Below are 16933 nucleotides of genomic sequence, written 5' to 3'. Positions count from 1 at the left end.
CCGCTCAAGTATCGGCCGGACCTAGTGCTGCAAAGCTGGCGTCGGCACAGCCTCGATATCGAATGCAGCGGCGAGTAGCGCACGTGTATATTCGTGCTGCGGATTGCGGAATACATCCGCCGATGGGCCCTGCTCCACCACCTTGCCGAAGCGCATGACGATGAGATCGTTGGCCAGCGCCTTGACCACCTTCAGATCATGGCTGATGAACAGGTAAGCCAGGTCGTGCTTGCGCTGGAGATCGCGCAGGAGATCGACCACCTGGGCCTGGACGCTCATGTCGAGTGCCGATGTCGGTTCGTCCAGCATGACGAAGCGGGGCTTCAGCACCATCGCACGGGCGATGGCGATGCGTTGCCGCTGTCCGCCGGAAAACTCGTGCGGGAAACGCCAGCGGGTTAGCGGGTCGAGACCGACCTCCTCCAACGCCCAGCAGACGCGCTGATCCCGTTCATCGGCGCTGAGGCCGCGCTCATGCACCTTCAATCCCTCGGCGATGATGTCGCCGACCGACATGCGCGGACTGAGCGAGCCATAGGGATCCTGGAAGACGACCTGCAACTGGTTGCGCAGCGGTCGCATCTCTGTGAAGGAATAGGCCTCGATATCACGACCGACGAAGCTGATACGACCCTTCGAGGAGATCAGCCGCGCCAGCGCCAGGCCGAGCGTCGTCTTGCCGGAACCGGATTCGCCGACAACACCCAGCGTCTGGCCGGCGCGCAAGGTCAGGTCGATGCCATCCACCGCCTTGACGTGATCGACGACCTTGCGCATCAGCCCTGACTTGATCGGAAACCAGACCCGGATATCCGACCCCTGCATGACCACCGGCTTGCTGGCATCTGCCAAAGGCGGCTCGCCGCGCGGCTCGGCTGCCAGAAGATGGCGCGTATAGTCATGCTGCGGGCGGCTGAAGACATCTTCGACACTCCCGGTTTCGACGATCTGCCCGTTGGTCATCACGCAGACCCGATCGGCAAACTTTCGGACAATGCCGAGGTCGTGGGTGATGAACAGCATCGACATGCCGTGCTGCCCCTTGAGATCGCGCAGCAGCTTTAGAATCTGCGCCTGGACGGTGACGTCGAGCGCAGTCGTCGGCTCGTCGGCGATCAGTAGTTCCGGTCGATTGGCGAGCGCCATGGCGATCATCACGCGCTGGCGCTGGCCACCGGATAACTCATGAGGGTAGGCTTTCAGCCGCTTTTCGGCATCGCGAATGCCGACCTGATCGAGCAATTCTAGAATGCGGACGCGGGCTGCCTGCCCCGTCAGACCCTGGTGAAGTGCTAGAACCTCGCCGATCTGCTTCTCGATCGAATGCAGCGGATTGAGCGACGTCATCGGCTCCTGGAAGATCATGGTGATGTCGTTGCCACGCACAGAGCGCAGCTGGTTGTCCGTGGCTTTCAGAAGATCCACGCCCTTGAACAGGATCTCTCCGGAGGGGTGGCTGGCCGACGGGTAGGGCAGCAACCGCAATATCGAATTGGCCGAGACCGACTTGCCGGAGCCCGATTCCCCGACCAGCGCCAGCACCTCGCCCTTCCGGATATCGAAGGATATGCCATCGACGGCCGTCGTGGTTCGTCCGCCCTGATGGAAAGCGACGGAGAGATTGCGGACGGACAGGAGCGGTTCGGTCATGAGGCCAGGCTTTGCAGGAGGGATGTCAAGGTGGGTTCGTCCGGGCGTAGGACTGACGTAGAAATCGGCCCTATGAGAGTTCCATGTTGGTCATGGGATAGTTCGTATTCGCTTCGGATACCCAAGTCTGCGGTCAGCAAATGCGAACAACCGCAGCCCATAGCAGTCGAAATATGTATGGCGTCCGGAAGTTTCAGATGCTTGTGGTCAGCCCTCAGGATAGCCGCGTAACGTAAAACCGACCGATCGACTGGTCCGACCTCCAGCCAACTGCTTGTGACTAGCATAGCATTGTAAGTGAGGATTGAGCGTTCATCACGATCCCTATACGGCCTCACGACGAGCTCAGAAAACGTCAATTCGCTGGTCGCGAAATAAGGCTTGAGCGTGTCCGGCTTGCTCCTGATCAATGCCCGCAACAAGCTGGGAACGAGTCCTTCCTGCTCCACGAGCGCGATAAATATATTCTTGTCGAGATATACCCGAGCGGGCCGGGTCATTCATCGTCCCATTCGTCGCGTAGCTCTCGTATTCTCGCAACGGCTTCAGCAGTGGAGACTGTCGACGGATTCGTCTTTCTAAATTTCTCGATATCTTCGAGAATTTGTTCAATCGATGACGGTTCGATATCCAATTTTGGAAGATGTGCGAATCCAGGCCAGCGCTCGGTCTCTGACTGATCTGCATCCTGCTCTATGACGACCTTAACGGTTGCGGACTCGTCCAATCCTCGCCGCATATCATCCGGCAGTTTCGATAAAGGATAGTGTTCCAGCACGATCTTGTTCATGGCGACATCATCCGATCCAGCGCGTTACCCAACTCTACAATTTCATTGGTGCAAATGCGAGCCCAAGCCTTCACCTGAACGTCTTCCTCGGATCGAAGGCATCGCGCACGGCCTCGCCGACGAAGATCAGCAATGACAGCATGATCGACATCGTGAAGAAAGCCGTCAGGCCGAGCCACGGGGCCTGGAGGTTGGATTTGCCCTGCGCGATCATTTCGCCGAGCGACGGCGAACCGGGCGGCATGCCGAAGCCGAGGAAATCGAGTGACGTGAGCGTCGTGATCGAGCCGGAGAGAATAAAGGGCAGGAAGGTCAACGTCGCCACCATCGCGTTCGGCAACAGGTGGCGGACCATGATGGTGCGGTTGTTGACGCCGAGCGCGCGGGCGGCCCGGACATATTCGAAATTGCGGGCGCGCAGGAATTCAGCCCTGACGATGCCGACGAAGCCGACCCAGGAAAACAGCAGCATGATGCCGAGCAGCACGAAGAAGCCGGGCGGCAGGATGGCGGCAATGATCAGCAGGATGTAGAGCACCGGCATCGACGACCAGATCTCGATGAAACGCTGCAGCAGCAGATCGGTCCAGCCGCCGAAATAGCCCTGGACGGCGCCAGCCGTGACCCCAACAATTGCCGAGCAGATGGTCAACGCCAGGCCGAACAACACGGAAACACGGAAGCCGTAGATCATCCGCGCCATGACGTCGCGGGCCTGGTCGTCGGTGCCGAGCCAGTTCATGTTGCCAAGCCGGCAATCGGGATCGGCAGCCTTCTGCGGATAGGCGGCGCAGCGCTCGTCCTTGCTCATCAGCCAGAAGGGCGGCGTCGGCGCCGAACGCGGTATGTTGGAATTGACCGTCTGATAGGAATAGCGAATGGGCGGCCAGAGCATCCAGCCGTGTGCCTCGATTTCGTCTGTGATGAAGGAGGAGCGATAGTCGGTCTGGGCCAGGAACCCGCCGAACTTGTCCTCCGGATAGTTGACGAAGATCGGAAATAGAATCTCGCCTTTGTAGGAAGCGACGATCGGGCGATCGTTCGCAAGGAATTCAGCGCCCATGCTGAGAACGAACAACAGCAGGAACAGCCAGAACGACCAGTAGCCGCGCCGGTTTGCCTTGAAATTTTCCCAGCGGCGCAGGTTCGGCGGCGACAACAGGCCCTTGCGCGGCGGCTTGACGGGAATGGCTGCGGCAGTGGAGATCGGTGTATCCATCTCAGACATCCCTCCGATCGAAATCGATGCGGGGATCGATCCAGGTGTAGAGAAGATCGGAAATAAGTCCGACGAACAGGCCCATCAGCGAAAAGATATAGAGCGTCGCAAAGACGATCGGATAGTCGCGATTGACGACGGAGAGGTACCCGAGACGGCCCAAGCCATCGAGCGAGAATATGTTTTCGATGAGCAGCGAACCGGTGAAAAAGGCGGAGATAAAGGCGCCGGGAAAACCGGCAATGACGATCAGCATGGCGTTGCGGAAGACATGGCCATAGAGCACGCGATGTTCTGTGAGACCCTTTGCGCGCGCCGTCGTCACATATTGCTTCTTGATTTCCTCGATGAAGGAATTCTTGGTGAGCAGCGTCGTCGTGGCAAAGGCAGCGAGCGACAGCGAAACCAACGGCAACAGCAGGTGCCAGAAATAGTCGAGCGGCTTCTGCCACCAGGGAAGATCGGCGAAATTGTCGGAGACGAGGCCGCGCAGCGGAAACCAGTCGAAGAACGAGCCGCCGGCAAATACGACGATCAAGAGGATGCCGAACAGGAAGCTCGGGACTGCATAACCGACGATGATGATGCCAGAGGTCCAGACGTCGAAACTGGAGCCGTCTTTCACCGCCTTGCGGATGCCGAGCGGGATAGAGATCGTGTAGGAAAACAACATGATCCAGAGGCCCAGAGAAATCGACACCGGCATCTTGTCGATGATGAGGTCGATCACCGATGTGTTGCGGAAGAAACTTTCGCCGAAATCGAAGCGGATGTAGTTCCACATCATGTCGAGGAAGCGGGTGAGCGGCGGCTTGTCGAAACCGAACTGCTTTTCCAATTTGGCGATCAGTTCCGGATCAAGCCCCTGCGCGCCGCGATAGCGGGAATTGCCGTCATCGAAGGATTGCTGCGCCATCTGGTCGCCACCGCCGGAGAGGCGGTCGGAGGCGCTGTCGCTCTGTCCGGTGAGTTGAGCCACGACCTGCTCGACGGGTCCGCCGGGGGCAAATTGCACGACGGTAAAGGAGATCGCCATGATGCCGATGACGGTCGGGATCATCAGCAGAAGCCGGCGCAGGATATAGGCGCCCATCAGCCCACAACTCCGGTTCTGCCGGCGTTTTTCTGACTGTCCTGCGCTGCTATCTCGATCAAGGCATCGTCCCTTCGCGACCGGCGCCCCGCCGGTCGAAACCCGTCATCGCCAAGCATAAATCCTGCTGATTCGGTCAGGGCCATTTGGACCCCAGCCGCTCCGCCAATGCAAGAGCCGCTCATTTTGCGGCCGACTTCGACCACCAGACGTCCGGAAAGCCTAGGGAGTATTCCGGCAGGCTTGCGGGCCGGTCGAACTTGTCCCAATAGGCTATGTGAACGGTAGACGCGTAGTAGAGCGGGATCACATAGTGGCCTGCCAGCAGTGTCCGGTCGAGCGCTCTGGTGGCGATATTTTTTTCTTCCCGGTTCTTGGCAAGCACGACTTGCCTGATCAGCGCATCGATTGCGGGGTCGGCGATGCCGGCGTAGTTTCGCGAACCTTGTCGATTGGCAGAGGCAGAGCCCCAGAAGTCGCCTTGCTCGTTGCCAGGACTGAGTGTCTGGCCCCAGACATTCCAGATCATGTCGTAGTCGAAGCTTCGGACGCGGTTACTGTATTGCGACGGGTCGACGGTGCGGACGCGGACATCTATACCGATCTTTTTCAGGTTCTGCGCGTAGGGCAGCACAGCCTTTTCCAGCATCGGACTAACTAGCAAGATTTCGAATGCAAAGGGCCGGCCGGTCTTGGCATCGACCATCTGGTTACCCTTCAGGACATATCCGCCCTGCTTGAAGAGTTCGATGGCATGGCGAAGGTTGTCGCGAAACTTCTGCGGGTCGCCGTTCCCCGGATTTGTATAGGGCGTGGTGAAGACTGTGGGCGATAGCTTGTCCCTGACGTCATCCAAGATTTGCAGCTCCCGGCCCTGCGGCAACCCCGAAGATGCCAGTTCCGTGCCGAAGAAATAGCTGTTTATCCGCTTGTATTGGTTGAAGAATACCGTGCGGTTCAATTCTTCGAAGTCATAGGCGTAGTTCAGCGCCTCGCGGACATATCGGCTCTTGAACTGCTCGCGCCTTATGTTCGGCACCAATGCCTGCATGATACCGACAGCGCGCAGCGGGTTGGGGAGATCCTCCCGCTTGACGCGGCCGTCCTTGGCGGCTGGAAAATTGTAGCTGGTCGCCCAGCGGCTGGCCTGGTTGTCCTGCCAGTAATCGACATTGCCGGCGCGGAAACCCTCGAACTCGACATCGCGGTCGCCGTAATAGGTGTAGGTGATGGTCCGGAAGTTGTCCTGGCCGACGTTGACTGGGAGATTCTTGCCCCAATAATCGTCACGCAGCTCGTAACGGATCGTCGAGCCCGGCGAAAATGCGGCAATCTTGTAGGCCCCGGACCCCATGACCGGTTCGAGCGTCGTTCGTGAGAGGTCCCGCGGCTTTCCATCGGCACCGTTTGCCTGCCACCACAGTTTCGGGACGATTGCAAACTCCCCGAGGATCAGCGGCAGTTCACGATTATTCTTTTCATCGAACGAAAACGTCACGTCGCGATCGCCGGTTTTTTCAGCCTTCGTGACATGGGCGTAGTAGCTCATGTTCAGTGGGTCCAACTCTTTGGCCTTGTCGAAGCTGAAAATCACGTCATCCGGCGTTACCGGTGTCCCGTCGGCCCATTTCGCCTCGGCCCGCAGCCTGAAGGTCGCGCTTGACATATCGTCCGGATAGGAGACGCCTTCTGCCAGCAAGCCGTACGCTGAGCCAGTTTCGTCGCTGGAATGTTTCAGCAGCGTATCGAAGACCAGCGAGAGCCCTGCGGCCGTCTCGCCTTTCTTCAGCAGCGGGTTGAACGTGTCGAAGGTGCCCTCGGCCGACAGCTTCAGATCGCCGCCTTTGGGCGCATCGGGATTGACGTAGTCGAAATGCTTGAAGCCCGGGGCGTATTTCAGGTCGCCGAGAATGGCGGTGCCGATCCGGAACTGGGCATCTTCGGCGTGGGAGACGACCGGCAACGCCAGCAAGGAAATCAATAAAAAAACCGAACCCGTCTTCGACAACGACAATGCCATTCACATACCCCAAGATTCGCGATGACCGCAGGATAGGCAAAATACGGGCGAAATATAGGTGCTGACAGAGTTCGTTTGGTTAGCAATACGCGCAAGTCTTGCTGATCGTTGCTGGGGTGCGCTTCCGACATGGGAATGACCCTTTGCAAAGATCGATTCACCAAGGGGGCTTTTCGCGCTAGGCTCAATCGCAAATCACATCGGCATCGGCCGACCCAAGGACCTGCATGACTTTTCGCCCGGCTCGGACACTTCGTACCTTCTGCAGCGCCGTCATGGTCGCAACGATGGCCATTGCCGCTACACTCGGCGGCGCTGCCGCAGAGCCAGCAGTTCCGACGCCCGGCAGTGCCAAGGCTCTCTTCGGCGCCGTCGCGCTGCCAACACTGGGACCGCCGCAGTCAATCGGGTTTTATGCGAAGGGTTGCCTGGCCGGGGCAGTCGCCCTGCCGACGGATGGTTCGACCTGGCAGGTAATGCGGCCTTCGCGCAACCGACGCTGGGGGAGGCCCGAGACGATCTCCGTGATCGAGCGGCTGTCGCAGGAGGCGGCAAGGCTCGACGGATGGCCCGGGCTTCTGGTCGGCGATATCTCGCAGCCGCGCGGCGGACCGATGTTCAGCGGCCACGCCTCGCACCAGATCGGCCTGGACGCCGATATCTGGCTGATGCCGATGCCGAAGCGGACATTGACAGCAGCCCAGCGCGAAACCATGCCTTTCACCAGCATGCTGGCCAAGGACAAGTTCCTGACGGTCGAGCCCGGCCTGTGGACGCAGGCCCGTGCACGGCTATTGATGCGCGCCGCAAGCTACCCCGAGGTCGAGCGCATCTTCGTCAACCCGGCGATCAAGAAGAAGATGTGCGAGACCTGGACCGGCAACCGAAGCGCACTCGGCAAGCTGCGGCCGGAATACGGCCACGATGCGCATTTTCATATACGATTGCGCTGCCCCGCCGGGGAAATCGGCTGCACGGCGCAGGCACCGGTGAAGGCGGGGGACGGTTGCGACAAGAGCCTTGCCTGGTGGTTCACGCCGGCACCGTGGGCAAAGCCTGTCCCGAAGCCCAATGCAGTGCCGGCGAAGCCGCGCGAAATCATGGTGGCAGACCTGCCGGCCGCCTGCAAAGCGACATTGGCGGCGGCGCCGGTGTCCTCCGCACGCACTGCCACCCCCGGCAGTACGGCGCCCACTGTGGCCGAGCCGGACGCCTTACCGGCTGCACAATGACGACCGGGAAAATCTGCGGACAACGTCTTTCGCCAAGACTTTCAATGAGCACTGGCATGGTATAGGAAAGCTGCAAATCGATTTAAGGCGTGGCGGGAGGCATGTCATGGCAGAAGTTAAACGCATCGCGCTGATTGCGCATGACGAGAAAAAAACGGCCATGGCAGACTTCGCCCGGCGGTTCGAATCGATGCTGGCAAGATGGCAGATCTTTGCCACCGGCACGACTGGAGCGCGCGTGCTGGCGGCCTGTCCAGACCTCGATGTCATCCGCCTGAAAAGCGGTCCGCTCGGCGGCGACCAGCAGATCGGCGCCATGATCGCAACGGCTGAGGTGGATGCGCTGATTTTCTTCGTCGACCCGTTGACGCCGATGCCGCATGATGTCGATGTGAAAGCGCTGATGCGCCTTGCCATCGTCTACGACATTCCGATGGCACTGAACGAAGCCACCGCCGAACGGCTGATAGCCACCCTTTGACCAATCCGCCTGTCGGCGGCCGACCACGGATAGGGCCCATGCCTAAGCTCAACCATAGTGATGTTCCCCTGCCCTTTCCCGTTCTGATGGGCGATATCGGCGGCACCAATGCTCGTTTCTCCATCCAGGTGGATGCTTACAGCGAGGCGAAGCCGTTTCCGATCATGCATGCCGCCGACTACGCGACGATCGACGATGCCATCCGCCAGGGTGTTTTATCGAAGAGCACCGTCGTTCCGCGCTCGGCGATCCTCGCCGTTGCCGGCCCGATCAATGGCGACGAGATTCCGCTCACGAATTCCGACTGGATCGTTCGCCCTCGGACGATGATCACCGATCTCGGCATGGAAGACGTGCTGATCATCAACGACTTCGAGGCCCAGGCGCTGGCCATCTCCAACCTTGCGGATGACGGCCGCGAGCCTATCGGCGCCGCCCGCGATGGGTTGATTGCGTCACGCGCCGTGCTTGGACCGGGCACCGGCCTCGGTGTCGCGGGCCTTATCCACGCCAAGAACTCCTGGATCCCGGCGCCTGGCGAAGGCGGCCACATCGATATCGGGCCCCGCAGCAAGCGCGACCTGCAGATCTGGCCGCATCTCGAGGCGATCGAAGGCCGCATTTCGGCCGAGCAGATCATCTGCGGTCGCGGCCTGCAGAACCTCTACAGGGCACTATGCCACGTCGAAGGCGTCGAGCCGACGCTGAAAGAACCGGCCGATATCACCAACCACGGGCTTGCTGGCAGCGATTGGCTGGCCGTGGAGACGCTGACATTGTTTGTGACCTATCTCGGCAGGCTGGCCGGCGACATTGCGCTGCTGTTCATGGCACGCGGTGGCGTCTATCTGTCGGGCGGCATTTCCCAGAAGATCATCCCGGCGCTGAAAAAGCCGGAATTCCGTGCGGCCTTCGAGGACAAGGCGCCGCACAGTGCCATGCTTCGCTCCATACCCACCTATGTCGTAACCCATCCGCTGGCCGCCCTCGAGGGCCTTTCTTCCTATGCCCGCATGCCCCAGAAGTTCGGCCTCTCGACAGAAGGGCGCCGCTGGCGCCGCTGAGTGCGCTAGCCAAACCCGGCCGAACGCTTTATAGAACCGCCCGAAGTGCGGGCATCAGCCGCTCGCCCGGTTCAGACAGGAAGTCGATTTTTGAAATCGCCCGAGACCAAAAAAGTTGTTGTTAACAGCGAGACTGTGACCGGCGTTCTCAAGCGGGTGATCGCAGAAAACGGACGGGATCATATCAAAGGCTACACGATCGCGATCATCTGCCTGATCCTGGTCGCTGTATCCACGGGCTTTATCGCCTTCATCATGAAGATCATCATCGACCAGGCATTTGTCGATCGCAATGCCGATATCGTCTGGCTTGTCTGCGTCGGCATTTTTGCAGCGTTCCTGGTGCGTGGTTTCGCCGGCTATTTCCAGTCGGTGATTCTCAGCAAGATCGGCAATAACATTATTGCCAGATACCAGCGCCGTATCTACGCCCACCTGATGACGCTCTCGGTCGGTTATTTCAGCGAAGCGAGGTCGGCAAAGGTTGCGGCGCAGGTCAGCCAGAACGTGTCCGGCATCCGCGACGTCATGAACCTGACGATCACGTCGACGGCGCGCGACCTGCTGACATTCGTCGCCCTGCTCGCCAATATGGTCTACCAGGACCCGATCCTCAGCCTTGCCGTGTTTGTCATGGCACCGCCGCTTCTCTACGCTCTTCGTTACGTGTCCAAGCGGCTGCGGTCGGCAACGCGAGAGGCTGTCAACCTCAACAGCCACGTGCTCGGCGCCATGCAGGAGACGATCCAGGGGATTGCAATCGTCAAGGCATTCACCATGGAGGAGCAACTGGAACGCAAGATCCAGAAGCTCATCACCACGGCCGAACATCGACAGAACCGCATTGCCCGTCTGTCAGAGCGCAACGGGCCGCTGACGGAGACCTTTGCAGGTGTGGCGGTAGGCAGCATCTTCGCCTATGCGGCCTATCGAGCGATCTACTACAACGTCCCTCCGGGCGCATTTTTCTCCTTCGTCGTCTCCCTGCTCATGGCCTACGATCCGGCGCGCCGACTGGCCAAGCTGCAGGTGCAGATGGAGCGTGCCGTGGTCAATGCAAGCATGATCTATGAACTGCTCGACATGGAGACCCGCCAACGGGACCTGCCCGATGCCAAGGAACTGGTGATCACCGAGGCGCGGATCGAGTTTCGCGATGTTACGTTCGGTTATGCGAATGGCGAGCCCGTACTCGACAGGGTCAACTTCGTGGCCGAGGGTGGCAAGACGACGGCGCTGGTCGGTCCCTCCGGGGCCGGCAAATCGACGGTCATCAATCTCATTCCGCGCTTCTACGACCCCGCGGCCGGACAAATCCTCATCGATGGGCAGGATATCAGCCACATCACCAAGCAGTCGCTGCGCCATCACCTCGCCTACGTCTCCCAACAGCCCTACCTGTTCGAGGGCACCATCCGCGACAACATCCGCTATGGCCGGCCGGAATCGACAGATGCCGAGGTCGAACAGGCGGCACGGCTTGCCTACGCCCACGATTTCATCATGGCGCAGCCTCAGGGCTACGACACGCCGGTCGGTGAAAACGGCGTGACACTGTCCGGCGGCCAGCGCCAGCGCGTTTCGATTGCCCGCGCCCTTGTACGCGATGCGCCGATCCTGCTGCTCGACGAGGCTACATCAGCACTCGATACCGAGTCCGAGGCGGCTGTCCAAAGGGCGCTGGATGAAGCGATGAGCGGGCGCACCGTGGTGGTGATCGCCCACCGGCTTTCGACTGTCGTGCGGGCAGCGAAAATCGTGGTCATGCAGCAGGGCCGCGTCGTCGAGGAAGGCAATCACGAGACACTGGCAAAATCGCCGGAGGGCCTTTACGCTCGCCTCAACAACCTTCAGGCGCCGGTGAAAGCGCCGGTGCGGACACGGACCCGCAAGACGCAGAGCAAGTCGATCCTATGAGCGAACAGGCCATGAAACTGGTTGTGGTGGGGGCGTCAGGCCGAATGGGCCAGGCGCTGATCCGCATCATCCATGCCACCGAAGGCGCAACGCTGCATGCTGCCGTCGGACGCGAGGGGTCTCCATTTCTCGGCAAGGACGCCGGCGAGATCGCCGGGCTCGGTCCGGTCGGCGTGTCGCTGACCGACGATCCGCTCACCGCCTTCCTGCACGCCGACGGCGTCATCGACTTCACCAGGCCGGAAACGACGGTCGTCTATGCTGGTCTCGCCGCTCAGGCACGCATCGTCCACGTCATCGGCACCACGGGTTGTTCTCTGGACGACGAGGCGAGGATTTCAGCTGCTGCGCGTCACGCCCGGATCGTCAAGTCCGGCAATATGAGCCTCGGCGTCAATCTTCTCAGTGTTTTGGTTCAACAGGCGGCCCAGGCCTTGCCGGCAGACGAGTGGGATATCGAGGTGCTCGAGATGCACCACAAGCACAAGGTCGACGCTCCCTCCGGCACGGCGCTATTGCTCGGCAACGCTGCTGCCAACGGGCGCGGGATTGATCTTGCCGACAATTCCGTCCGGGTTCGCGACGGGCATACCGGAGCGCGGACGAGTGGCAGTATCGGCTTTGCGACGCTGCGCGGCGGTTCGGTCATCGGCGACCACTCCGTCATCCTCGCCGGCGAAGGCGAAATGGTCACCCTGTCGCATTCCGCCGGGGATCGCTCCATCTTTGCGCGCGGCGCCGTCAAGGCGGCACTCTGGGCGCGCGACCGGAAACCGGACCTCTATTCCATGCTCGACGTGCTCGGGCTGTCTTCACGCTGATACTGTTACGGAGGAATAAAATATGAGCGGTACCCTCGTCCTCGTTCGCCATGGCCAGAGCGACTGGAACCTGAAGAACCTTTTCACCGGCTGGAAAGACCCCGATCTGACGGCGCTCGGCATCGAGGAAGCCACGGCTGGGGGACAGGCGCTGGCCGATTACGGCATCACCTTCGACGTCGCCTTCACCTCGGCCCTCACCCGCGCCCAGCACACGCTGAAGCTCATCCTCGACAAGGTCGGCCAGCCCAGCCTGGAAACGATCCGCGACCAGGCTCTGAACGAGCGTGACTACGGCGATCTCTCCGGCCTCAACAAGGACGATGCGCGCGCCAAGTGGGGCGAAGAGCAGGTGCATATCTGGCGCCGTTCCTACGATATCCCGCCACCCGGTGGCGAAAGCCTTCGTGACACCGGCGCACGCGTCTGGCCCTATTATCTCACCGAAATCCTGCCGCGCGTGCTGGCTGGCCAGAAGGTGCTGGTTGCTGCCCACGGCAATTCGCTGCGTTCGCTAGTGATGGTGCTCGATCGCCTGAGCAAGGAACAGATCCTGGCGCTCAACCTCGCGACCGGGGTGCCCATGGTCTACAAGCTGAAGGCCGACTCGACCGTCGCGTCGAAAGAAGTTCTCGGCGATATGTCTGCCGCTCACTAAAGTCAGTTAAAAACCAGGCGTCCCCATCGGGGGATGCCTGAAAACCCGAGTCGACGCTGCAGAACCTCAGTTTTCTATGGTGAACTGGACACGATCTGCTGCGAAGCGGGTGATGGAATACTGGACCGGCGCGCCGCCGAGTTCTGTGTTAAGGGCTCGCGTCATCATGACGATTGCGCCCGGCGACAATTCGAGATCGGCGACATCAGCCGTTTCAGCATGCATGGCCGTAATCTCGGTGATCGCCCGGACGTAATCCTCCAGCCCCATTTCCGCGAATGACCGGGTGACAGAGCCCGTCCGGCGATAGGCTTCGCCCATGTTGGCGAAACGATCCGCAGGAAACCAGCTTGTCGAGCGCGATACGGGCCGCTTGTCCACGGTGCCCAGCGTTTCCAGCCGAATGACGGGGGTTCCGGGCTTGATCTTCAGCCAGCCCGCAATATCGGCGCCTGCGGTCTCACCAGCCACGTCGATCAGCACGCCGCGCGCTTCCTTTGCCTGATTGCCGACCCCTTGCGAGAAACGGGTGCGGCGGGATATCGGGAAGTTCAGCTTTTCCTTGCGCTCGACCATCGTACCGCGTCCCTGCACGGCGCGCACAACACCCTCCTGCGCCAGCGCCGCAAGCGCGCTCCGCACCGTGTGGCGGTTGACACCGAATTGCAGTGCCAGCGCCGTTTCCGCCGGCACCATGCCGAAATCGTCGAAGTCTCCGTGATTGATCGACGCTCTGATGCGGTCGGCAATCTGCCGCCAGAGAGCCACTCCGGTCTGCCGCTGCACCTGTTTCTGAACTGCCATTCTTCCCCATCCCGTCACACGCTTGTCATCCCGCGCCCTTAAAGCTACAAATAGCTTGTATAGTTGTCTATATCAATAGACATTTGGAGACGAGAGATGAATTCGGCGCAAAGACACGAGGCGGCCGCCCGGGAACTCCGCACCCGCAAGCGCGTCACGGACCTGCTGGCCAAGGCAGAAAGCGAAGAGTTGGAAGCCGTCTGGGAAACACTGGCCAAAAAGCCGATGGCAACTGCCGTGCGCGGGCCCGAAACCGGGCTCGTCATGGTCCGCGGTCGCATCGGTGGCGGCGGCGCGATGTTCAATCTCGGCGAAGTCACTGTCACACGCGCAACATTCAGGCTCGCCTCCGGCACCGTCGGTCATGCGCAGGCGCTCGGCACCGACATGGAGCGGGCGCGGCTGGCAGCGATCTTCGACGCCTTGTGGCAAGAGCCCGACACGAGGGATTTCGTCGAGCAGGCGATCCTGACGCCTGTTGCGGAGCGAATTGCAGCGGCCGACCACCAAAAGGCGGCGGAAACTGCAGCAACGCGCGTCGATTTCTTCACCATGGTGCGCGGAGAAGATCAATGAGCGTCAATCCCGATACTTTCAGCGGCGGCTTTGCCGACCCGGTTTTCGAAAGTCAGAGCGTCTTCAAGGCTATCATGGACGGCATGGCACGCCCCGGCACGATCCAGACGATCGGCCCGGAGATTGCCCCACCCACTCCGCTTGGTATTGCTGCAGGCGCGATTGCGCTGACGCTTTGCGATCACGAGACGCCGGTCTGGCTGTCGGCATCCCTTGCACGGTCTGCGCTCCCCGCCTGGTTGGCCTTCAACACGGGCGCGTCCCTCGGCGACAAGCTAGAAGCTCGTTTCGTGTTCGTTGAGGACGGTACGATGCTGTCGTCGTTCAGCCAGTTCGCGTCGGGCACGCAGGAATATCCGGATCGCTCGGCGACCATCGTGCTGGAAGTCAAGACGCTGGAGGGAGGGAGGGCGCTCGCTCTTTCAGGTCCAGGCATCAAGGACATCACGGCAATTGCGCCGATCGGACTACCCGAGAGCTTTCTTCGCCTCTGGAATGACAACCGCGCCATTTTCCCGCGCGGCGCCGATATCATCCTGACAGCGGGCAAGCATTTCGTCTGCCTGCCGCGTACGACCAAAATCACTGCAACGGAGATCTGACCGATGTATGTTGCCGTCAAGGGTGGCGAAGCCGCCATCGCCAATGCCCACCGGCTGCTCGCCGACCGCCGCCGCGGTGACCGCTCGCTGCCGGCCATCGGCATAGACCAGATCGTCGCGCAGCTTTCGCTCGCCGTCGACCGCGTCATGGCCGAAGCCTCGCTCTACGACCGGACCCTGGCGGCACTGGCCATCCGCCAATCACGCGGTGACATGATCGAGGCGATCTTCATCCTGCGCGCCTACCGCACGACGCTGCCACGTTTTGGCTATTCACAGCCGATCGATACCGCCGCGATGAAGATAGAGCGGCGTATTTCGGCGACCTACAAGGATCTGCCGGGCGGCCAGTTGCTCGGGCCTACCTTCGACTACACCCATCGCCTGCTCGATCCATCGCTGCTGGGAGACGAAGCAATCGAGCAGGGCGCGCAACGCCCGGCCGAAGATGACCGCGTCATGCGCGTATCGGAAATCCTTGCGGAAGAAGGCCTGATCGAGGCCGATGGCGACATGCCGGAGGACCACGAGACCGGCGACCTGACGCGCGAGCCGATGGAATTCCCGATGACGCGCGACCTGCGGCTGCAGGCCTTGGCACGCGGCGACGAGGGATTTCTCCTGGCCCTCGGCTATTCCACCCAGCGCGGATATGGCCGCAACCATCCCTTCACCGGCGAAATCCGCATCGGCGAGGTGGAGGTCGAACTCGACGTGCCGGAACTCGGCTTCGCGGTCTCGCTCGGCACCATCCAGGTGACGGAATGCCAGATGGTCAACCAGTTCAAGGGCTCGGCCAAGGCACCGCCGCAGTTTACGCGCGGCTACGGCCTGGTGTTCGGCCAGAGCGAGCGCAAGGCGATGGCCATGTCGCTGGTCGACCGAGCGCTGAGGGCCGAGGAACTCGGCGAGGACGTGACCGCACCGGCGCAGGACGAGGAATTCGTCATCTCGCATTCCGACAATGTCCAGGCCACCGGCTTCGTCGAGCATCTGAAGCTGCCGCACTATGTCGACTTCCAGGCTGAGCTCGACCTCGTCCGCCGCATGCGCAGCGATTTCGAAAAGGCGCGCAAGGCCGGCCAGGAACCCCTTCAGGAGGCTGCCGAATGAGCGCGCTCGCAACATACAACTTCGCCTATCTCGACGAACAGACCAAACGGATGATCCGCCGCGCCATCCTCAAGGCGATCGCTATTCCCGGCTACCAGGTGCCGTTCGCATCGCGCGAAATGCCGATGCCCTATGGCTGGGGCACCGGCGGCGTTCAGGTGACGGCGTCTATCATCGGCCCCGACGACGTTCTCAAGGTCATCGATCAGGGCGCCGACGACACAACCAATGCCGTCTCGATCCGGGCCTTCTTCCAGAAGGTCGCCAATGTTGCCGTCACCACCCGCACCAGCGAGGCGACGATCATCCAGACCCGCCACCGTATTCCCGAAGAGAAACTCGGGCCCAATCACGTACTGGTCTACCAGGTGCCGCAGCCGGAGCCATTGCGCTTCCTGGAGCCGCGTGAGACCGAGACGCGCAAGATGCATGCGCTGGAAGAATACGGCCTGATGCACGTCAAGCTCTACGAGGACATCGCCCGAAACGGCCGGATCGCCACGACCTATGCCTATCCGGTCAAGGTCCAGGGCCGCTATGTCATGGACCCGTCGCCAACGCCGAAGTTCGACAATCCGAAAATGCACCAGTCGGAAGCCTTGCAGCTATTCGGCGCCGGCCGCGAGAAACGGATTTACGCCGTGCCGCCCTATACCGACGTGGTTAGCCTCGACTTCGAGGATCATCCCTTCGAGATCCAGAGCTTCGACAAGCCCTGCGCACTCTGCGGCGCGGAAGACGTCTATCTTGACGAAGTCATCCTCGACGACAAGGGCGGGCGGATGTTCGTCTGCTCCGACACCGACCATTGCGAGGATCGCCGGGCCCATGGGCATGTCGGCGAGATGCTGGCACCCGCCAAGGAGGCTGCGGAATGAGGCACTCTCTTCTCC

Annotated in this window: 17 protein-coding genes; 10 read left to right on the top strand and 7 right to left on the bottom strand. The window is 60.9% G+C overall.

The window, feature by feature from the left end; genetic code table 11:
• Positions 1-21: 21 nt before the first annotated feature.
• The 6 genes from PR017_RS16425 to PR017_RS16405 all read right to left on the bottom strand — a co-directional run bounded on the left by PR017_RS16425 (position 22) and on the right by PR017_RS16405 (position 6772).
• Positions 22-1650 carry an ABC transporter ATP-binding protein gene (locus PR017_RS16425; protein ID WP_111215973.1) on the bottom strand — a complete coding sequence of 543 codons (1629 nt, stop codon included), beginning with the start codon at positions 1648-1650 and terminating at the stop codon, positions 22-24.
• Complete coding sequence (locus PR017_RS28430) at positions 1647-2150, bottom strand: type II toxin-antitoxin system VapC family toxin (protein WP_111215972.1); 504 nt, start codon at positions 2148-2150, stop codon at positions 1647-1649. The genes PR017_RS16425 and PR017_RS28430 overlap by 4 nt, the downstream gene beginning before the upstream one ends.
• Complete coding sequence (locus PR017_RS16420; RefSeq protein ID WP_111215970.1) at positions 2147-2440, bottom strand: hypothetical protein; 294 nt, start codon at positions 2438-2440, stop codon at positions 2147-2149. Before PR017_RS16420 ends, PR017_RS28430 begins: the two co-directional genes overlap by 4 nt.
• Positions 2441-2510: 70 nt before the next feature.
• The gene (locus tag PR017_RS16415) at positions 2511-3659 is read right to left on the bottom strand and encodes an ABC transporter permease (protein WP_111215969.1); all 1149 of its coding nucleotides are present in this window, start codon (positions 3657-3659) and stop codon (positions 2511-2513) included.
• A gap of 1 nt (position 3660) precedes the next feature.
• Positions 3661-4752 (bottom strand): microcin C ABC transporter permease YejB, encoded by a 1092-nt coding sequence (locus tag PR017_RS16410; protein WP_111215967.1) that lies wholly within the window; start codon positions 4750-4752, stop codon positions 3661-3663.
• Positions 4753-4933: 181 nt separating this feature from the next.
• Positions 4934-6772, bottom strand: coding sequence for an extracellular solute-binding protein (locus PR017_RS16405; protein WP_111215964.1), 1839 nt, complete (start codon positions 6770-6772; stop codon positions 4934-4936).
• A 227-nt stretch (positions 6773-6999) separates the two neighbouring features.
• Between PR017_RS16405 and mepA the strand changes: the two genes are divergently transcribed.
• The 6 genes from mepA (at position 7000) to PR017_RS16375 (ending at position 12945) form a co-directional block, all read left to right on the top strand.
• Entirely contained in the window at positions 7000-8004 is a 1005-nt protein-coding gene (mepA, locus tag PR017_RS16400) for a penicillin-insensitive murein endopeptidase (RefSeq protein WP_111215962.1), read from the top strand.
• 106 nt (positions 8005-8110) lie between these two features.
• The gene (locus PR017_RS16395) at positions 8111-8485 is read left to right on the top strand and encodes a methylglyoxal synthase (RefSeq protein WP_111215961.1); all 375 of its coding nucleotides are present in this window, start codon (positions 8111-8113) and stop codon (positions 8483-8485) included.
• Positions 8486-8523: 38 nt separating this feature from the next.
• Entirely contained in the window at positions 8524-9549 is a 1026-nt protein-coding gene (locus PR017_RS16390; protein ID WP_111215959.1) for a glucokinase, read from the top strand.
• Positions 9550-9639: 90 nt separating this feature from the next.
• Positions 9640-11466: an ABC transporter ATP-binding protein gene (locus PR017_RS16385; protein ID WP_111215957.1), complete on the top strand. Its 1827-nt coding sequence runs from the start codon at positions 9640-9642 to the stop codon at positions 11464-11466.
• On the top strand, positions 11463-12287 hold the full coding sequence (gene dapB, locus PR017_RS16380; RefSeq protein WP_111215956.1) for a 4-hydroxy-tetrahydrodipicolinate reductase: 825 nt from the start codon (positions 11463-11465) through the stop codon (positions 12285-12287). The genes PR017_RS16385 and dapB overlap by 4 nt, the downstream gene beginning before the upstream one ends.
• Positions 12288-12309: 22 nt before the next feature.
• On the top strand, positions 12310-12945 hold the full coding sequence (locus PR017_RS16375) for a 2,3-bisphosphoglycerate-dependent phosphoglycerate mutase (RefSeq protein WP_111215955.1): 636 nt from the start codon (positions 12310-12312) through the stop codon (positions 12943-12945).
• Positions 12946-13011: 66 nt separating this feature from the next.
• On the opposite strand, the gene phnF is transcribed toward PR017_RS16375, so the two are convergent.
• Positions 13012-13749 (bottom strand): phosphonate metabolism transcriptional regulator PhnF, encoded by a 738-nt coding sequence (gene phnF, locus PR017_RS16370; protein ID WP_111215954.1) that lies wholly within the window; start codon positions 13747-13749, stop codon positions 13012-13014.
• A gap of 96 nt (positions 13750-13845) precedes the next feature.
• Between phnF and phnG the strand changes: the two genes are divergently transcribed.
• The 4 genes from phnG to PR017_RS16350 are packed head-to-tail and all read left to right on the top strand — an operon-like array spanning position 13846 to position 16918.
• A complete protein-coding gene (gene phnG, locus PR017_RS16365; RefSeq protein WP_111215953.1) occupies positions 13846-14325 on the top strand; it encodes a phosphonate C-P lyase system protein PhnG in 480 nt (159 codons plus the stop codon).
• Positions 14322-14927 (top strand): phosphonate C-P lyase system protein PhnH, encoded by a 606-nt coding sequence (gene phnH / locus PR017_RS16360; RefSeq protein ID WP_111215952.1) that lies wholly within the window; start codon positions 14322-14324, stop codon positions 14925-14927. Before phnG ends, phnH begins: the two co-directional genes overlap by 4 nt.
• Positions 14928-14930: 3 nt before the next feature.
• Complete coding sequence (locus PR017_RS16355; RefSeq protein WP_111215951.1) at positions 14931-16040, top strand: carbon-phosphorus lyase complex subunit; 1110 nt, start codon at positions 14931-14933, stop codon at positions 16038-16040.
• Complete coding sequence (locus PR017_RS16350; protein WP_111215950.1) at positions 16037-16918, top strand: alpha-D-ribose 1-methylphosphonate 5-phosphate C-P-lyase PhnJ; 882 nt, start codon at positions 16037-16039, stop codon at positions 16916-16918. Before PR017_RS16355 ends, PR017_RS16350 begins: the two co-directional genes overlap by 4 nt.
• Positions 16919-16933: the final 15 nt, after the last annotated feature.

The organism is Rhizobium tumorigenes (genome assembly GCF_003240565.2).
GTDB classification, from domain to species: domain Bacteria; phylum Pseudomonadota; class Alphaproteobacteria; order Rhizobiales; family Rhizobiaceae; genus Rhizobium; species Rhizobium tumorigenes.
The sequence above is the reverse complement of the archived record's forward strand: the minus strand, read 5'-3'. Positions and strand labels throughout refer to the sequence as shown.

Coding starts and splice junctions, on each gene's coding strand:
- PR017_RS16425 (WP_111215973.1), bottom strand. CDS start 1,650: ATGACCGAACCGCTCCTGTCCGTCCGCAATCTCTCCGTCGCTTTCCAT.
- PR017_RS28430 (WP_111215972.1), bottom strand. CDS start 2,150: ATGACCCGGCCCGCTCGGGTATATCTCGACAAGAATATATTTATCGCG.
- PR017_RS16420 (WP_111215970.1), bottom strand. CDS start 2,440: ATGAACAAGATCGTGCTGGAACACTATCCTTTATCGAAACTGCCGGAT.
- PR017_RS16415 (WP_111215969.1), bottom strand. CDS start 3,659: ATGGATACACCGATCTCCACTGCCGCAGCCATTCCCGTCAAGCCGCCG.
- PR017_RS16410 (WP_111215967.1), bottom strand. CDS start 4,752: ATGGGCGCCTATATCCTGCGCCGGCTTCTGCTGATGATCCCGACCGTC.
- PR017_RS16405 (WP_111215964.1), bottom strand. CDS start 6,772: ATGGCATTGTCGTTGTCGAAGACGGGTTCGGTTTTTTTATTGATTTCC.
- mepA (WP_111215962.1), top strand. CDS start 7,000: ATGACTTTTCGCCCGGCTCGGACACTTCGTACCTTCTGCAGCGCCGTC.
- PR017_RS16395 (WP_111215961.1), top strand. CDS start 8,111: ATGGCAGAAGTTAAACGCATCGCGCTGATTGCGCATGACGAGAAAAAA.
- PR017_RS16390 (WP_111215959.1), top strand. CDS start 8,524: ATGCCTAAGCTCAACCATAGTGATGTTCCCCTGCCCTTTCCCGTTCTG.
- dapB (WP_111215956.1), top strand. CDS start 11,463: ATGAGCGAACAGGCCATGAAACTGGTTGTGGTGGGGGCGTCAGGCCGA.
- PR017_RS16375 (WP_111215955.1), top strand. CDS start 12,310: ATGAGCGGTACCCTCGTCCTCGTTCGCCATGGCCAGAGCGACTGGAAC.
- phnF (WP_111215954.1), bottom strand. CDS start 13,749: ATGGCAGTTCAGAAACAGGTGCAGCGGCAGACCGGAGTGGCTCTCTGG.
- phnG (WP_111215953.1), top strand. CDS start 13,846: ATGAATTCGGCGCAAAGACACGAGGCGGCCGCCCGGGAACTCCGCACC.
- phnH (WP_111215952.1), top strand. CDS start 14,322: ATGAGCGTCAATCCCGATACTTTCAGCGGCGGCTTTGCCGACCCGGTT.
- PR017_RS16355 (WP_111215951.1), top strand. CDS start 14,931: ATGTATGTTGCCGTCAAGGGTGGCGAAGCCGCCATCGCCAATGCCCAC.
- PR017_RS16350 (WP_111215950.1), top strand. CDS start 16,037: ATGAGCGCGCTCGCAACATACAACTTCGCCTATCTCGACGAACAGACC.